This window comes from Sediminibacillus halophilus (genome assembly GCF_900103695.1).
Classification (GTDB): Bacteria; Bacillota; Bacilli; order Bacillales; family Amphibacillaceae; genus Sediminibacillus; species Sediminibacillus halophilus.
This window is the reverse complement of sequence record NZ_FNHF01000001.1, coordinates 380,206-396,937: the sequence shown is the minus strand read 5'-3', so window position 1 is coordinate 396,937 and position 16,732 is coordinate 380,206. Positions and strand designations below refer to the sequence as shown.

Annotated in this window: 17 protein-coding genes; all 17 read left to right on the top strand. The window is 42.3% G+C overall.

Annotated elements, in window-relative coordinates; genetic code table 11:
- Window positions 1-67 precede the first annotated feature (67 nt).
- The 17 genes from rimP to dapG all read left to right on the top strand — a co-directional run bounded on the left by rimP (window position 68) and on the right by dapG (window position 16,633).
- A complete protein-coding gene (gene rimP, locus BLR82_RS02045) occupies window positions 68-541 on the top strand; it encodes a ribosome maturation factor RimP (protein WP_074597338.1) in 474 nt (157 codons plus the stop codon).
- Window positions 542-555: 14 nt separating this feature from the next.
- Window positions 556-1,674: a transcription termination factor NusA gene (nusA, locus tag BLR82_RS02040; protein WP_074597337.1), complete on the top strand. Its 1,119-nt coding sequence runs from the start codon at window positions 556-558 to the stop codon at window positions 1,672-1,674.
- A gap of 15 nt (window positions 1,675-1,689) precedes the next feature.
- The gene (rnpM, locus tag BLR82_RS02035; RefSeq protein WP_074597336.1) at window positions 1,690-1,968 is read left to right on the top strand and encodes an RNase P modulator RnpM; all 279 of its coding nucleotides are present in this window, start codon (window positions 1,690-1,692) and stop codon (window positions 1,966-1,968) included.
- On the top strand, window positions 1,961-2,275 hold the full coding sequence (locus BLR82_RS02030; protein WP_074597335.1) for a YlxQ family RNA-binding protein: 315 nt from the start codon (window positions 1,961-1,963) through the stop codon (window positions 2,273-2,275). Before rnpM ends, BLR82_RS02030 begins: the two co-directional genes overlap by 8 nt.
- 4 nt (window positions 2,276-2,279) lie before the next feature.
- Window positions 2,280-4,412: a translation initiation factor IF-2 gene (gene infB / locus BLR82_RS02025; RefSeq protein WP_074597334.1), complete on the top strand. Its 2,133-nt coding sequence runs from the start codon at window positions 2,280-2,282 to the stop codon at window positions 4,410-4,412.
- Window positions 4,409-4,687: a DUF503 domain-containing protein gene (locus BLR82_RS02020; protein ID WP_074597333.1), complete on the top strand. Its 279-nt coding sequence runs from the start codon at window positions 4,409-4,411 to the stop codon at window positions 4,685-4,687. Before infB ends, BLR82_RS02020 begins: the two co-directional genes overlap by 4 nt.
- 36 nt (window positions 4,688-4,723) lie before the next feature.
- Window positions 4,724-5,074, top strand: a complete 351-nt coding sequence (gene rbfA, locus BLR82_RS02015; RefSeq protein WP_074597332.1) for a 30S ribosome-binding factor RbfA — start codon at window positions 4,724-4,726, stop codon at window positions 5,072-5,074.
- Between the two features lie 220 nt (window positions 5,075-5,294).
- A complete protein-coding gene (gene truB / locus BLR82_RS02010; protein ID WP_074597331.1) occupies window positions 5,295-6,206 on the top strand; it encodes a tRNA pseudouridine(55) synthase TruB in 912 nt (303 codons plus the stop codon).
- Window positions 6,207-6,699: 493 nt separating this feature from the next.
- On the top strand, window positions 6,700-6,969 hold the full coding sequence (rpsO, locus tag BLR82_RS02005) for a 30S ribosomal protein S15 (RefSeq protein WP_074597330.1): 270 nt from the start codon (window positions 6,700-6,702) through the stop codon (window positions 6,967-6,969).
- Window positions 6,970-7,250: 281 nt separating this feature from the next.
- Window positions 7,251-9,359: a polyribonucleotide nucleotidyltransferase gene (gene pnp / locus BLR82_RS02000; protein WP_074597329.1), complete on the top strand. Its 2,109-nt coding sequence runs from the start codon at window positions 7,251-7,253 to the stop codon at window positions 9,357-9,359.
- A gap of 427 nt (window positions 9,360-9,786) precedes the next feature.
- On the top strand, window positions 9,787-10,737 hold the full coding sequence (locus BLR82_RS01995; RefSeq protein WP_074597328.1) for a polysaccharide deacetylase family protein: 951 nt from the start codon (window positions 9,787-9,789) through the stop codon (window positions 10,735-10,737).
- Window positions 10,738-10,769: 32 nt separating this feature from the next.
- Window positions 10,770-11,981, top strand: coding sequence for a M16 family metallopeptidase (locus tag BLR82_RS01990; RefSeq protein ID WP_074597327.1), 1,212 nt, complete (start codon window positions 10,770-10,772; stop codon window positions 11,979-11,981).
- 107 nt (window positions 11,982-12,088) lie between these two features.
- Entirely contained in the window at window positions 12,089-12,319 is a 231-nt protein-coding gene (locus BLR82_RS01985; RefSeq protein ID WP_074597326.1) for a YlmC/YmxH family sporulation protein, read from the top strand.
- Window positions 12,320-12,741: 422 nt separating this feature from the next.
- Window positions 12,742-13,638 (top strand): dipicolinic acid synthetase subunit A, encoded by an 897-nt coding sequence (gene dpaA, locus BLR82_RS01980; protein WP_139186872.1) that lies wholly within the window; start codon window positions 12,742-12,744, stop codon window positions 13,636-13,638.
- 1 nt (window position 13,639) lies between these two features.
- Window positions 13,640-14,227, top strand: a complete 588-nt coding sequence (gene dpaB, locus BLR82_RS01975) for a dipicolinate synthase subunit B (RefSeq protein ID WP_074597325.1) — start codon at window positions 13,640-13,642, stop codon at window positions 14,225-14,227.
- A 117-nt stretch (window positions 14,228-14,344) separates the two neighbouring features.
- Window positions 14,345-15,391, top strand: a complete 1,047-nt coding sequence (gene asd / locus BLR82_RS01970) for an aspartate-semialdehyde dehydrogenase (RefSeq protein ID WP_074597324.1) — start codon at window positions 14,345-14,347, stop codon at window positions 15,389-15,391.
- A 15-nt stretch (window positions 15,392-15,406) separates the two neighbouring features.
- The gene (gene dapG / locus BLR82_RS01965; protein ID WP_074597323.1) at window positions 15,407-16,633 is read left to right on the top strand and encodes an aspartate kinase; all 1,227 of its coding nucleotides are present in this window, start codon (window positions 15,407-15,409) and stop codon (window positions 16,631-16,633) included.
- The last annotated feature ends 99 nt before the right edge of the window (window positions 16,634-16,732 follow it).

Below are 16,732 nucleotides of genomic sequence, written 5' to 3'. Positions count from 1 at the left end.
CAGCAGCTAATTGAGTATACTAACGTTACATGACGGGATAGTATAGGTGGTAAAAGGAGGGTGCCAATTGAGTGCAAAAGTAACCGAAACAACAGAAAAACTTGTTCAACCCATATTGCAAGAAATGAATTTGGAACTCGTGGACATTGAATTTGAAAAAGAAGGTAAAAATTGGTTCCTGCGCGTATTCGTGGATAAAGAAGGTGGCGTCGACATCGAAGAATGTGGCCAAGTCTCCGAGCAGCTCAGTGAAAAGCTTGATGCAGAAGATCCGGTGGCTACCCCGTACTTTTTAGAGGTGTCATCGCCTGGTGCCGAAAGGCCGCTGAAGAAACCACAGGATTTTCAGGCGAATTTGAACAACAATATTCACGTTAAACTGTATGAACCGATCAATGGCGAAAAAGAGTATGAAGGTGTACTGAAGGATTTTGATGATGATACCATCACATTAGAAGTGAAAGTTAAGACCCGTAAACAAGAGATACAGTTACCGTACGATAAAGTTGCAAAGGCACGCTTGGCGGTATCATTTAACTAAAGGGGGAAAAAACGGTGAGCAGCGAGCTTTTTGATGCAATTGATTATTTGGAGAAAGAAAAAGGAATTGATAAAGATATCCTTATGGAAGCCCTCGAGGCTGCTCTTATCTCCGCTTATAAGAAAAATTTCAAATCCGCCACAAATGTTCGGGTGGATTTGAATGAAGAAACGGGAAGCATGCATGTATATGCCCGTAAAGATATTGTCGAGGAAGTAGAAGATCCATTGCAGCAAGTCTCCATTGAAGAAGCAAATCAGAAAGACCCTAACTATGAAATCGGAGATGTAATCGAGGAGGAGGTAACGCCGAAGGACTTTGGAAGAATCGCAGCTCAAGCAGCGAAACAGGTAGTTACCCAACGCGTCCGGGAAGCAGAACGAGGAGTTATTTTTAGTGAGTATGCGGACCGGGAAGAAGATGTGATGACCGGCATTATCCAACGAAAAGATCCTCGTTTTATTTATGTCAATTTAGGCAAGATCGAAGCGAGACTTCCCGAGAGTGAGCAAATGCCTGCGGAACGGTATGAGGTTCACGACCGGCTTAAAGTGTTGGTAACAAAAGTTGAGAATACGAACAAAGGGCCGCAGATATACGTGTCTCGTACCCATCCAGGGTTGTTGAAGCGTTTGTTTGAAATGGAAGTGCCGGAAATTTATGATGGAACAGTGGAGATTCGTTCCGTAGCAAGAGAAGCCGGAGATCGCTCCAAAATTTCGGTCTATGCAGAAGATCCAGAGGTGGATCCGGTTGGATCGTGTGTAGGGCAGCGCGGACAGCGGGTGCAGACAATCGTTAATGAATTGAAGGGTGAAAAGATTGACATTGTCCAGTGGTCAGAGGACCCGGTCGTATATGTTTCGAATGCTCTCAGCCCGTCCAAGGTGATTGAAGTACTTGTCAATGAAGAAGAGAAAGCAACTACTGTCATTGTTCCCGATTATCAATTATCACTCGCTATTGGCAAGCGAGGACAAAATGCACGTCTTGCTGCAAAATTGACCGGATGGAAAATAGACATAAAGAGCGAGAGTGAAGCCCGGGAAGAAGGTTTGCTAGAAGATTCAAAGGAAGATTCTCTCGGCGAAGATGAAGCTTATTCAGATATTGACGATAATTTGTTTGAATAAGGAGGAGGAAAAAGGATGGCAGCAACCAAAAAAGTTCCTCTTAGAAAATGTGTCGTGACGCAGGAAATGAAACCAAAAAAAGAATTAATTCGCATTGTCCGTAATAAAGAAGGCGATGTGTTTGTGGACGAAACCGGGAAAAAGAACGGGCGGGGAGCCTACTTGACCAGAAGTGTCGATGTCGTAGAAAAGGCAAAAAAAAGCGGCGTATTGAACCGTCATTTGAATACGGATGTCGATCCATCGGTTTATGAACAACTAAAAACAGTTATTGAAGGTAAGAAAATTGAGTAAAGATTATCTGAATTTATTGGGCCTTGCTCTTAGAGCGGGAAAACTCACTTTGGGAGAAGAGGCCATTATACGTGATATTCAGAAGCGGAAGGCGAAACTTGTTCTTTTAGCAAGTGATACGGGGACGCAGACAAGAAAAAAGATTACCGATAAATGTACGTATTATCAAATCCCTTTCTTTGTAGTAGACGACCGCGAAACCATCTCACAAGCTATTGGGAAGTCAGGAAGAGTTGCTATTGCAATTCTCGACTCAGGATTCGCCGCTAAAATGACATCGTTGCTCGATGAATCTATTCGGGGGTGAACGTATGAGTAAAACAAGAGTTTACGAATATGCGAAAAAACACAATCTATCCAGTAAAGTGGTCATAGATAAATTAAAAGATTTGAATATAGAGGTTTCGAACCATATGTCGACCATTTCGGAAGACACCATCCAAACCTTGGATAAAGCAATTAACGGAAATAAACAAGTTGACAAGAAGCAAGAACAGACAAAACCGGTAAGTGGAGACAGTTCCTCCAATAAAACAAACGCCAATCAAGGCAATAAGAAAAAAAATAACCGGAATCAACAAAATGGTAAGAATCCTAACAACAAGAATAATAAGAATAACAAAAATAAAAAAAGAAATAACCAACATTCCGGACAGAGCAATCAACAATCGAAAGGAAAAAAACAGGAAACTCCTGAAAAAATCACTTATACCGGTACGTTAACCGTTAGTGGATTGGCCGATAAACTGAACAAAGATGCTTCGGAAATCATCAAAAAATTGATGTTTTTAGGCACAATGGCAACAAAAAATCAAGATTTGGATCAGGACTCTATTGACTTGATTTGTGAGGAATACGGAGTGACTGCCGAGCAAGTTGTCGAAGTTGACGAAATTGCATTGGAAAATTTCAAACCAGAGGAAAAAGCGGAAGACCTGGTAGAACGTCCTGCGGTTGTTACCATCATGGGCCACGTCGACCATGGAAAAACAACATTACTCGATTCCATTCGGGATACGAAAGTGACCGAAGGAGAAGCAGGTGGTATCACACAGCATATCGGCGCTTATCAAGTGGAGGAAAACGGCAAAAAAGTAACGTTCTTGGATACGCCTGGTCATGCTGCTTTTACCAGTATGCGTTCACGTGGTGCACAGGTAACAGATATTGCCATACTCGTAGTCGCTGCAGATGACGGTGTCATGCCGCAAACTGTGGAAGCAATCAACCATGCCAAAGCAGCAGAAGTTCCAATTATTGTCGCTGTCAATAAAATGGATAAAGAAGGAGCCAATCCTGACCGGGTCATGCAGGAACTGACAGAACATGAATTGATCCCGGAAGACTGGGGCGGCGATACAATTTTCGTTCAACTTTCTGCTATAAAAAGAGAAGGCATCGATGACTTGCTGGAGATGATTTTGCTTGTTTCCGAAGTGGAGGAATTAAAAGCAAACCCTAACAGCAATGCCAGTGGAACAGTCATCGAAGCACAGCTTGATAAAGGACGTGGATCTGTAGCGACGTTGCTGGTTCAAAATGGAACTTTGCATGTCGGAGACCCAATTGTTGTCGGCAACACGTTTGGAAGGGTTCGGGCAATGGTTAATGATCTTGGGCGCAGGGTGAAATCCGCTGAACCATCGACTCCAGTAGAAATCACCGGTTTGAATGATGTGCCGCAGGCAGGAGACCAGTTTGTTGTTTTTGCTGATGAAAAGAAAGCCCGCCAGGTAGGGGAAGCCCGCCAGCAAAAACAAATTGAAGAAAAACGCAGTGACAAGGCGAAAGTCAGTCTTGATGATTTGTTTGAACAAATCAAACAAGGGGAAGTTAAGGATATTAACCTTGTGCTAAAGGCTGATGTCCAAGGTTCCGTTGAAGCATTGGCATCCTCTTTGCGAAAAATAGATGTGGAAGGCGTAAAAGTTAATATTATCCACACAGGTGTAGGGGCGATTGCCGAGTCGGACATCATCCTGGCCTCTGCCTCAAACGCTATTGTGATCGGATTTAACGTTCGCCCGGATAACAATGCCAAGAAAGCGGCGGAAACCGAGAATGTAGATGTTCGATTGCATCGGATTATTTATAAGGTGATTGAAGAAATCGAGTCAGCAATGAAAGGAATGCTTGATCCGGAATTTGAAGAAAAGGTTATCGGGCAAGCTGAAGTTCGGGAAATCTTCAAGGTATCCAGAATCGGTACGATTGCTGGAAGCTATGTTACCGATGGTAAAATAACCAGGGATGCAGGGGTTCGTGTCATCAGAGACGGCATTGTCATTTATGAAGGCGAAATTGATACCCTCAAGCGATTCAAAGATGATGTGAAAGAAGTCGCACAAAACTATGAGTGTGGTATTACGGTGAAGAACTTCAATGACATAAAAGAAGGCGATGTATTTGAAGCGTATGTCATGGAGGAAATCGAACGTGTATGATTTTATACGTGGAAGTAGATTGTTTTATTTATGAACCGCAATCGCTAAAACAAAAGCGTTCTGTGGTCAAAAGCCTAATAACAAGGTTGAAAAATGATTATAATATTGCTGTAAGCGAGATTGATCACCAGGATTTATGGCAAAGAACTGGTCTTGGTCTGGTGACGGTCTCTTCTGATAAAATCCATGCGGAAAAAGTAATCAATCAGGCATTGAAGCTTATTGATTCTTTTCCCGAATTGGAGCGAACCACTACCAACTTTGAATGGTTTTAAAATGACTTTCCCTTCACATAATAGAGGTGATAGAAAATGAATGAATTACGCGCAAACCGTGTAGGGGAACAAATGAAGAAAGAACTTGGAGATATAATCGGCAGAAAAATCAAAGATCCTCGTGTCGGGTTTGTTACAGTGACAGATGTCGAAGTTTCCGGCGATTTGCAACAGGCAAAAGTGTTTATTTCCGTGCTTGGCGATGAAAAGCAACGGCATGATACGCTTGTCGGCCTGGCCAAAGCGAAAGGTTTCATCCGTTCGGAAATTGGTAAAAGAATTCGGTTACGAAAAACGCCCGAACTGTATTTTGAATTTGATGAAGCAATTGAAAAAGGAAATAGAATTGAGCATATCCTTCGCCAATTAAATGACTCAGACGAATAAATTTGCTTTTTCTAATGAATAAAACCCTTGTCATCCAACAAGGGTTTTATCTTTGTACATACTACTGACATAAGAATTCGTGTGAGGAGAAAGGCGTGGATACATATCACGAGTGCCCATTTTCTTGGTATTGTTAAGCAGTGGAGATGAATGGTTAATGTTTACCAAATGTTGGGTGTTCGATCAATAGTGAAATTTTTTAGAGGCGGAGGAAAGAGATATGGATGGAATTCTTCCTTTGTGGAAGCCAAAGGGATGGACATCGCATGATTGTGTAGCGAAAATCAGACGGCTGTATGGCACGAAGAAGGTTGGACATACCGGAACTCTTGATCCGGAAGTGGAAGGCGTTCTGCCTATTTGCATCGGCCAGGCAACTAAACTCGTCCCGTACTTGACTGATACCAAAAAAACCTATATAGCCGAAGTAACATTGGGCGTTTCAACTGAAACAGAAGACAGCACTGGGGTAACTGTTGAACAGGCTGTGGTCAGAGAAGATTTTTCTGTTGAACAAGTACAACGGGTTTTGGACAATTTTATCGGATACAGTGTACAAGTGCCACCGATGTATTCAGCGGTGAAAGTGAATGGGAAAAAGCTTTATGAGTATGCTCGCGAGGGGCTTACGGTGAATCGTCCGGAGCGTACCATTCATATTGAGCGGATACAACTTTTATCTGACATTCGGAGGGAAGGGAAGCGTGTTCGTTTTTGCTTTCTTGTAGAGTGCGGGAAGGGGACGTATGTGCGGACATTATGCGTCGATATAGGTGATAGGCTAGGATACCCCGCACATATGTCGGGATTGATTCGGACAAAAACAGGATCGTTTGATCGAAACAGTACCTATACAATAGAAGAAATACAGCAGGCAAAAGAAAGAAATGAGCATCTGGATTTACTTCTTCCTTTATCAGCAGGTATAGCTCATTTAGAAAAGATCGAAGCAGATGGAGAAATGGCGGATAGAGTATTTCACGGTCAGAAACTGAAAATGCCAGAGGGTTTAACTGGAACAAAGCAGTTCCGGATTCAGCAAGGCGGAAGACTCCTTGCTATCTATAAGCCGCATCCTTTAGAATCCGGTATTGCGAAGCCGGCCAAGGTTTTTCATTATGAGCAGGAATGAATGGAAATTGCCTGGTAGTCATTCCGTGTATAACACGATAATCTACAGGGGTTAAGGAATGCTTTGTGTAATACCACTGAGTGCATTTTTCACACATTTCTTAAAGAGATTGTGGCTGTGAATCATCGCAAGTGAAAAATGGCTGTGAATACTGGCAGGGGTGAACCTTTTCTTGGCTCCTTAGAGAAAGCTAATCAGCCATTATCGAAAGAGGCACGTCCGCAGTGAAGAATTAGCACGCTTTTATGCTGTGTGAGTCCATTCAAAAAGTAGTTAGCGTTTATAATATTGTGTCCAAAACAAACGAGTCTTAGAAAACAGAGAGAAACCCTTTTATTAAAAAAATGCGCATATATTGAAGAGATTTTGTATAATTACTTGCAATTTATCAGTAAAAGCGTTAATCTAAAATACGGAAACCATCCCTTGGCAACGCGAAACTCCGACGCTTGCTGGGAGATTGGGGTTTTACAATTTGTAGGAGGTGAAAAGGATGGCAATCACACAAGAACGTAAAAATGAAATCATCAATGATTTCAAGACACACGATAATGATACTGGTTCTCCAGAGGTTCAAATCGCTGTCCTAACGGAAGAAATTACAAATCTAAATGAGCATTTGCGTGTTCATAAAAAAGATCACCACTCACGTCGTGGTCTACTAAAAATGGTAGGTAAACGCCGTAACTTGTTGAACTACCTTCGCGCTAAAGACGTAACACGTTATCGCGAGTTAATAAAAAGACTTGGCCTTCGTCGCTAAGTTTTTTAGGGGAAAGCGGGAGAATTCCCGCTTTTTCTGTACTTATAAACGATTACATAAACCAGTTGCCAAGCAGTTTTGGGCGGAGTCGGCCGCGGCCGATTTGCTATGCAAGCTGTGAACCACGCTTTCGGCATTACTGCATGAAAATGCTTAACCCATCGACTGCGACTGGGTATGCAAACTGTTTAATCGGCAAAGACTGACAATATAGCAACAACATGAAGAAATGCAATTTGTCGAGGTTGAAGGCAAGATTTTTATTGAGAGGAGTATAGTAGATGGCAGATAAGCAAACATTTTCCACGGAAATCTCCGGACAGCCGTTTTCGGTCGAAGTCGGAGAGTTAGCGAAGCAAGCTAATGGTGCTTGCATGGTTCAGTATGGAGATACTTCTGTACTGACAGCGGCAACCGCATCAAACGAACCCAAAGACCTGCCGTTCTTTCCGTTGACGGTCAACTATGAAGAGCGGTTGTATGCAGTCGGTAAAATTCCAGGAGGATTTATCAAAAGAGAGGGACGTCCAAGTGAAAAAGCTGTATTGACTTCCCGTTTGATTGATCGTCCTATCCGTCCATTGTTTGCCGATGGTTTTCGAAATGAAGTTCAAGTAATCAGCACAGTAATGAGTGTAGATCAAAATTGTTCTTCCGTGATTGCGGCAATGATCGGTTCATCGCTGGCTCTAGGCGTATCGGATATCCCGTTCGGCGGTCCAATTGCTGGTGCGATTGTCGGCCGTGTAGATGGAGAATTCATCATTAATCCATCAGTCGAACAGTTGGAAAAAAGTGATATCAATTTGACAGTGGCCGGCACAAAAGATGCCGTCAACATGGTGGAAGCTGGTGCCAATGAAGTACCGGAAGAAGTCATGCTGGAAGCAATCATGTTCGGTCATGAAGAAATAAAACGGCTAGTTGCTTTCCAGGAGGAAGTTATTGCAGCTGTAGGCAAAGAAAAAATGGAAGTGACGTTGTTTGAACCGGATAAAAGTTTGTCAGCCGAGGTAGAAGCGAAAGCAAAAGATTCCCTTGTACAAGCCATTCAGGTTCAAGAAAAACATGCCCGCGAAGAAGCGATTGATGCAGCTAAAAAAGCGGTTGTGGAAAGCTACGAGGATGAAGAGGCTGATGAAGAAAAAATCAAGCAGGTTAAAGCGGTACTGGACAAACTGGTAAAAGAAGAAGTACGACGCTTGATAACCAAAGAGAAGGTACGGCCCGATGGTCGAAAAGTAGATGAAATTCGTCCTTTATCCTCCCGAATCGGCGTCCTGCCGCGTACCCATGGTTCCGGTCTGTTTACCCGTGGTCAGACACAGGCGTTAAGTGTTTGTACACTTGGAGCGTTAGGTGATGTGCAAATTCTTGACGGACTGGATTTGGAAGAGTCGAAACGATTCATGCACCATTATAATTTCCCACAATACAGCGTAGGGGAAACAGGTCCAATCAGAGGGCCGGGTCGTCGTGAGATTGGTCATGGAGCTCTTGGGGAACGGGCTTTGGAAGTAGTGGTTCCTTCTGAAAAGGAATTTCCTTATACCATAAGACTAGTGTCCGAGGTTTTGGAGTCGAATGGCTCGACTTCGCAGGCTAGTATCTGTGCCAGCACAATGGCAATGATGGATGCCGGTGTCCCAATCAAAGCTCCTGTCGCAGGGATAGCCATGGGCTTAGTAAAGCAGGATGAAGATTATACCATTCTAACCGACATACAAGGTATGGAAGACTTTCTTGGTGACATGGATTTCAAAGTAGCAGGTACTTCTAATGGTGTAACTGCTTTGCAAATGGATATCAAGATTGAAGGTCTTTCCAGAGAGATTCTCGATGAAGCTCTTAGCCAGGCCAAAAAAGGACGTATGCATATCCTTGATCATATGATGGAAACCATCGGTGAACCGAAGCAGGAACTTTCCGAATATGCACCGAAGATTCTGACCATGGAGATCAATCCTGATAAAATACGTGATGTAATTGGACCGAGCGGCAAACAAATTAACAAAATTATCGAAGATACTGGCGTCAAAATTGATATCGAACAGGATGGAAGAGTATTTATTTCTTCTACAGATTCGTCTATGAACCAAAAAGCCAAGAAGATCATCGAAGATCTTGTACGCGAAGTGGAAGTTGGCGAGATATATCTCGGCACAGTACGACGTATCGAGAAGTTCGGCGCATTTGTCGAACTGTTCAAAGGAAAAGACGGTCTTGTTCATATTTCCGAGCTGGCCGAAGAAAGGGTCGGAAAGGTTGAAGATGTTGTTTCGATTGGTGATCAGGTAATGGTCAAAGTAAAAGAAATCGATAATCAGGGACGCGTTAATTTATCACGAAAAGCAGTGTTGAAAGAACAAAAGCAGGAAGATGAAAAATAAACGCAAAAACAAGAAGCTGGACTCCCAGTTTCTTTTTTTCTTTTGTTTCATTTCTGTAAAATCCTCTTCCCATAATAGAGGTAGAGACAAAACAACGTGAAACAGAATTTGCTTGGTACTTTTAGTGCTGATAAACCGTTTCGGCAGCAAACTACTACGGCCTCCCTTGATGTGCCAATCTCTTCAAGAATTATCATGACCTAAACTAGTCTCTCATCATAATAAAGTGGTGGATGATGCTTATCGTACATATCTGAAAAAAACCATACGAGATAAAAGGGATGTATTGGAATCCTTCTTTATTTATTCTATGGGCAAACAGGGCTGTTGAAAGGAATGCCTGTATAAACAAGGGACAGTCATACCGTATTCCCTTTTGTTCTACCTTGTCCCCGCCCCTCATAGTTATAAAAGAGGAGGGGTCAAAGTGAAACGTTTGATTATCCAAATAGGTGTTTTTCTTTTATTGGCCGGCGCTTTTTTCCCGATTGAAGCCAATCCATTTAAATACAATAATCTGGAGATTCTCCCTGAAGCGCTGCCAGTTGTAAATCCAAACGAGGATACAATCCGCAGCGAAATAGAAACACAAGCAAAGCATTGGAATGAGAAACCTGACAATGCAAAAATAGACAAGGTTTGGAAGAAGATGCCCGGCAGGAACGGGTTAAAAGTAAACGTCGAAGAATCGGTGGCTAAGATGAAAAAGGCAGGAAAGTTTGATCAGTCACTACTTGTTGTGGAACAAGTTCAACCCCGGATTACCTTTGAGGATCTTCCTGCAGCCCCGGTTTATCGCGGACATCCGGAAAAGAAAATGGTCACATTACTGGTTAACGTGGCCTGGGGCAGTGAAAATATTCCAAGTATGCTCAAAACCTTACGGGAGAAGAATGTTAAAGCCAATTTTTTCATTGAGGGAAAATGGGCAAGTCAGAATGCTGAATTGGTTAAGATGATTAAGGAAGAAGGGCATACTATTGGTAATCATGCTTACAACCACCCAGACATGAAGCGTTTGACAGCTGATGAAAACAGGGAACAGATAGAACAGACAAATGAAATTATTAAAGCCATTACAGGAGATACCCCCAAATGGTTTGCTCCGCCAAGCGGGAGTTTCAATGAACAAGTCGTTCAAATAGCAGCTGAGCTTGATATGGAAACGGTCCTTTGGTCGGTTGATACAGTTGATTGGAAAAAACCAACCGTACCTGTCATGGTAAAGCGGGTGGAGGAAAAAGTGCACCCAGGTGCGATGGTTTTGATGCACCCGACTGATGTGGTGAACAGTGGATTGGATGAATTAATCGAGATGATCAAACGAAAAGGATACAAGATTGCAGCAATAGAACGTTTGTTGAGTGAACAGCGATAAATGATGTGCAGGAAGGTATAGGAGGATTCAATTTGCTTAAAAAACATACATGCAACAATGGATTAAGAGTAGTATTAGAAGATATACCGGCTGTGAGATCCGTTACTGTGGGGATTTGGATAAAGACTGGGTCTCGCAACGAGGAGTTGGAAAAAAATGGGATATCCCATTTTTTAGAGCACATGTTTTTCAAAGGAACAACTTCACGCTCGGCCCGCGACATTGCAGAAGCTTTCGATGCTATAGGCGGACAGGTAAATGCGTTTACTTCGAAAGAGTATACGTGCTTTTATGCGAAAGTACTCGATACTTATAAAGATTTTGCCCTGGAAATATTGGCGGATATGTTCTTCAACTCTACTTTTGAAGAAGACGAGCTGGAAAGAGAAAAGAAGGTCGTTTATGAGGAAATCAAGATGTCCGAGGATACCCCGGATGATATTATTCACGATATGTTATCGGAGGTTTCTTTCGGGAACCATCCGTTGGCTTATCCAATTCTTGGTTCCGAGCAAACCCTTTCCTCCTTTAATCGAGAAGATTTACAGCAATATAAGGATAGTCACTATACACCCGAAAATGTGGTGATTTCTGTAGCCGGCAATGTAGATGACAGTTATTTTAAACAAGTTGAAAAATTATTTGGCAATTATTATACAAAAAGTAACGGATTCGAATACCAACGGCCAATATTCATAGGAGAGCATATAGAACGTAAAAAAGATACCGAACAAGCTCATTTATGCCTGGGTTATCAAGGTCTTCCAGTCGATGATCCATCCATATACAGCTTAATCATCATGAATAATGTGCTTGGGGGCAGTATGAGTTCCAGGCTGTTTCAAGACGTAAGGGAGCAGAGAGGACTCGCTTATTCCGTTTTTTCCTACCATAGTTCTTTTGTCGATAATGGATTGCTCACCATTTATGCTGGTACCGGAAAAGAACAGTTACCTGTACTGCAGGAAACGATGGAGGCGACCATCGAAAGTTTCAAGACAAATGGACTTACTGACAAAGAGCTCCACAATAGTAAAGAGCAGTTGAAAGCTAATTTAATGCTGAGCTTAGAAAGTACAAATAGTCGAATGAGCAGAAATGGAAAAAATGAATTGATTTTAAACAGACATCGGACGCTTGATGAGATGATTAACGAAATTGATCAAGTAACACATGAGTCGACCAACCGTATCATTCGTTCTTTGTTTGAACAAGATCCTTCGAGTGCGCTGATTTCACCTTGATATTTTGTTTACCATGTAAATATTATCCTCATGAATTCCATTGTCCCTCATAAAATAGAGGAAAAGCATACTTAGAGTCTAAGGGACTTGGAAGGATAGGTGGATACATGAGATACAAGGATTTAAGTGGTAAAGAAATCGTTGATGTAAGCAGTGGTACTAGACTAGGCATTTTGGGTCATACTGATTTGGAATTTAATGAGGAAACAGGTCAGATAGAATCCTTCATTCTTCCGAATTATAAATGGTTTGGAATGAAAAAAGAAGGGGAAAATATCAGAATAAATTGGCGTGATATCAAGAAAATCGGTGAAGATATGATTATCATTGACTCCTGAATCTTATCGAGGAGGATAATAGGTTCCGTTTACAGCTTGCAGATTTCCCTGCAGGCTTTCTTTTTTTATCTTTTCATGGTTTTGGTTATTCGTAACCAAAACCATAACGACTCTCGCTTTTCATCCGGTCGATCTCGAAGTTCTTACCTGGTGAGTGAGATTATCCGCACCGAAAACCTCCTAACCCTAAATTGATTTTTTTGAACCCCTCCCTATACGAAAGACTGAATCCCTTCATCCCATTAGCATAGAACGTTCTGGTATTGTCGTCAGAATGTAATCCAAATGACTTTAAGTGAAGGTACAAGGTACATACTCATATTTTTTCGTCGTAAATTCTTTCGGGATGAGTGTACAGTCACTAACCATGATGGATTTCATAGTATAAACAGAGACGCATTATCCCTACGCGAGGTGAAGTAATGGATACCAAAATGAATATTGCCATTATCGGCGGTGACGCCAGATATTTGGAATTGATCAGACACTTAACGAAAAATCCCCAAATGGACTTGACTATAATTGGTTATGATCAGCTGGATAAAGGGTTCACTGGTGCAAAGCAAGCAGAATTAGAAGATATCGAACCGAGTAAATTAGATGCAGTGATTATTCCTGTACCAGGAACAGACCATCGAGGATATGTGGAAACAGTTTTTTCTGATAAACAGATTCAGTTGAAAAAAGATTGGTTTCATTCCTTAAAAAGTGGTTGCATCGTATTTTCAGGCATCACAACTCCCTTTTTAAATGAAGCAGCTGGGGAGGCGGCATTACAGTTGGTACCTTTATTCGATCGGGATGATGTAGCGATATACAATTCGATCCCAACAGTCGAAGGCACCATCATGATGGCCATCCAGAACACCGATTTCACTATCCATTCAAGCAATGTAATCATCTTGGGATTGGGAAGGGTTGGTATGACACTTGCGAGCAAGTTTGCCGGCCTTGGAGCACATGTATCCGTCGGTTCTAAGCATCAGTCAGACCTTGCCAGGATTACAGAAATGGGACTGACCCCTTTTACTTTGGATGATTTGACCACACATTCACCCAATTGTGATCTGCTAATCAATACCATACCTGCAATGGTTGTCACAAGGGAAGTAATCCAGCTTATGAAGTCACAAGCTTTAATCATCGATTTGGCTTCCAAACCAGGCGGGACTGATTTTAAATTTGCGGAACAGCGGGGAATCAAAGCAATGCCCGCTCCGGGGTTACCAGGAATCGTTGCTCCGAAGACAGCAGGTGCCATTCTGGGAAGGGTAGTTTCCCAAATATTGACGGAACATATTTCGGAAAGGAGTAAGTGACATGTCATTAGAAGGAAAAAGAATCGGATTCGGTCTTACAGGCTCCCATTGTACCTATGATGCTGTTTTTCCTCAAATGGAAAAACTGGTAGAGGCAAAAGCAGATGTTGTACCAGTTGTTTCTTATACAGTACAGAATACCGATACCCATTTTGGTGAGGCGAAAGAACATCTGCAAAGAATAAAAGAGATTACTGGTAAAGAGTTGATTACAACCATTCCGGAAGCAGAGCCGCTAGGACCTAAATATCCTTTGGATTGCATGGTTATAGCCCCTTTGACAGGGAATTCGATGAGTAAACTCGCTAATGCTTTGACGGATTCCCCTGTCTTGATGGCCGCAAAAGCTACCATCCGTAATGGAAATCCAGTCGTCTTAGGTATATCAACAAATGATGCCTTGGGATTGAATGGAGTCAATTTAATGCGGTTAATGGCTACAAAATTGATTTATTTCATTCCTTATGGTCAGGACGATCCGTTCAAGAAACCGAACTCCTTGGTAGCCGAAATGGATTTATTACAGGATACCGTAGAAAGCGCCCTGCAATATAAACAATTGCAACCGGTTATCATTGAAAGAAAATAAGCACACATACCCTTTCTATACCTTCCTTTCTTCTATTATGTTAGAATAAAGACTATGAGAAAAAATCTGTAAACATGTTAACAGACACCGAATTATTTAGGGAGGAGAATTTTTAGCATGCAAAATCAACAAGGGTACCATGTTGCCGTCGTAGGAGCGACGGGAGCAGTAGGACAAAAAATGCTGGAAACTCTTGAAAAAAAGGCGTTTCCTTTGGCGAGTTTAACATTGTTATCTTCCAGCCGTTCAGCTGGTAAAAAAATAGCTTTTAAAGGTGAGGAAATAACTGTAAAAGAAGCAACTCCAGAAAGTTTTGAAGGAGTACAAATCGCTTTGTTTTCAGCAGGGGGATCAGTATCAAAACGTCTGGCCCACGAAGCAGTAAGCAGAGGAGCAGTTGTCATTGACAATACAAGTGCTTTTCGTATGGATGAAGAAGTTCCGCTCGTTGTGCCTGAAGTAAACGAAAAGGATCTTTCCAGTCACAAAGGTATTATCGCAAATCCGAATTGTTCAACAATTCAAATGGTGGCTGCCCTCCAGCCGATAAAGGAGTCTCATGGTATTTCTCGAGTAATCGTCTCTACTTATCAAGCAGTTTCGGGCGCTGGTACTTCAGCTGCGGAAGAATTGCGTGAACAATCGAAAGCATTTTTGAATGGTGAGGATTTGGAAGCGGATATTATGCCTGTTAAAGGTGATAAAAAGCATTTTCCAATTGCGTTTAATGCACTTCCGCAAATAGACACGTTCGAGGAGAATGGTTATACATTCGAAGAAATGAAAATGATCAACGAAACAAAAAAAATCATGCATGCACCGAATCTTCCTGTAGCTGCAACATGCGTACGTCTTCCATTTTTCACTTCACATGCAGAAAGTGTATATATTGAGGTAGAAAAAGAGGGGCTGCAAGCAGCTGATATCCATGAAGTATTGCGGAATGCGGATGGCATTACGCTTGAAGACAATCCGTCAGAACAGGAATATCCTACCCCATTAAGCGCAGCAGGCAAAAGTGATGTTTTTGTCGGTCGAGTGAGAAAAGACCCAGACCATCCGAAAGGCTTCCACCTTTGGGTCGTATCTGATAATCTACTAAAAGGGGCAGCATGGAATTCTGTGCAAATCGCAGAAAGTCTTATAAAAAATAATTTGCTGTAACTTTGAGGTGTGTGTATGAGTAAAATATTAGTTCAAAAGTTCGGTGGTACTTCTGTGCGAGACAAAGATACTCGGGCAAGTGCCGCCGGACATATTAAAGATGCGATTGACGAAGGCTATAAAGTAGTAGTGGTAGTTTCAGCCATGGGAAGGTTTCCGGATCCTTATTCGACAGATGCTCTGCTCCAGCTTGTCGGGTTCCCGCACAGCCAGATTTCGAAGCGGGAACAGGATCTGCTTTTATCCTGCGGAGAAACAATTTCTTCTGTTGTTTTTTCCAATGAATTAAAAGAAGCAGGAATCCATTCCATTTCACTGACTGGGGCACAAGCTGGTTTTATTACAAGTGGGGATTTTACAGAAGCCAAAATTAAAGAAATGAACCCAGAACGTGTAAAAAAAGAATTGGAAATGTATGATGTGGTAGTGGTAGCTGGTTTCCAAGGTAAAACGGAAGATGGTGAAATCACCACTATCGGAAGAGGAGGAAGCGATACCTCTGCCGCCGCATTGGGAGCAGGACTTGGTGCTGAGTATATCGATATTTTTACAGACGTAGAAGGGATTATGACCGCGGATCCGCGAGTTGTGGAGACTGCAAGGATATTAGATGTAGTTACTTATTCAGAGATTTGCAATCTTGCTTATCAGGGAGCAAAGGTCATCCATCCGCGAGCGGTGGAGATTGCGATGCAGGCAAAAGTGCCAATAAGAGTCCGTTCTACTCATACAAAAGATACCGGGACATTGGTTACTTCCTCGCGTGAATCGGCAAAAGGAAAGGATATTCCTGACAGACTTGTGACAGGGATCGCTCATATTTCCGATATAACACAAGTGAGGGTAAATACGAACAAGGAGCCTTACCGTTTACACTCGGAAGTTTTTAAAGCGATGGCCGCAGCTGGAATTTCTGTCGATTTTATAAATATTTCTCCTACCGGTGTGGTATACACTATACCAGAACGGTTTACAGACCAGGCTGTCGAATTGCTGGAAAGAATGGACTACGAACCAATCATCACGAAAGATTGTGCAAAAGTATCCTTAGTAGGTGCCGGAATGACAGGTGTACCTGGAGTGACTGCCAAGATTGTCCAGACACTGACAGATGCAGGGGTTCATATCCTTCAGTCAGCAGACAGTCATACGACGATTTGGGTTCTGATCCATCAAGAAGACCTTGTGCCAGCGGTAAATGCACTTCATAATACTTTTGAGCTGGATATCCAGCAGGATTGATCGTACTATTAGACGCAGCACATAAGCAGGTGGTTCTCCACCTGCTACTCTTAACTAACGAAACGAAAAGATGAAGTGAAGATGAAAGGAGTCCGTAAT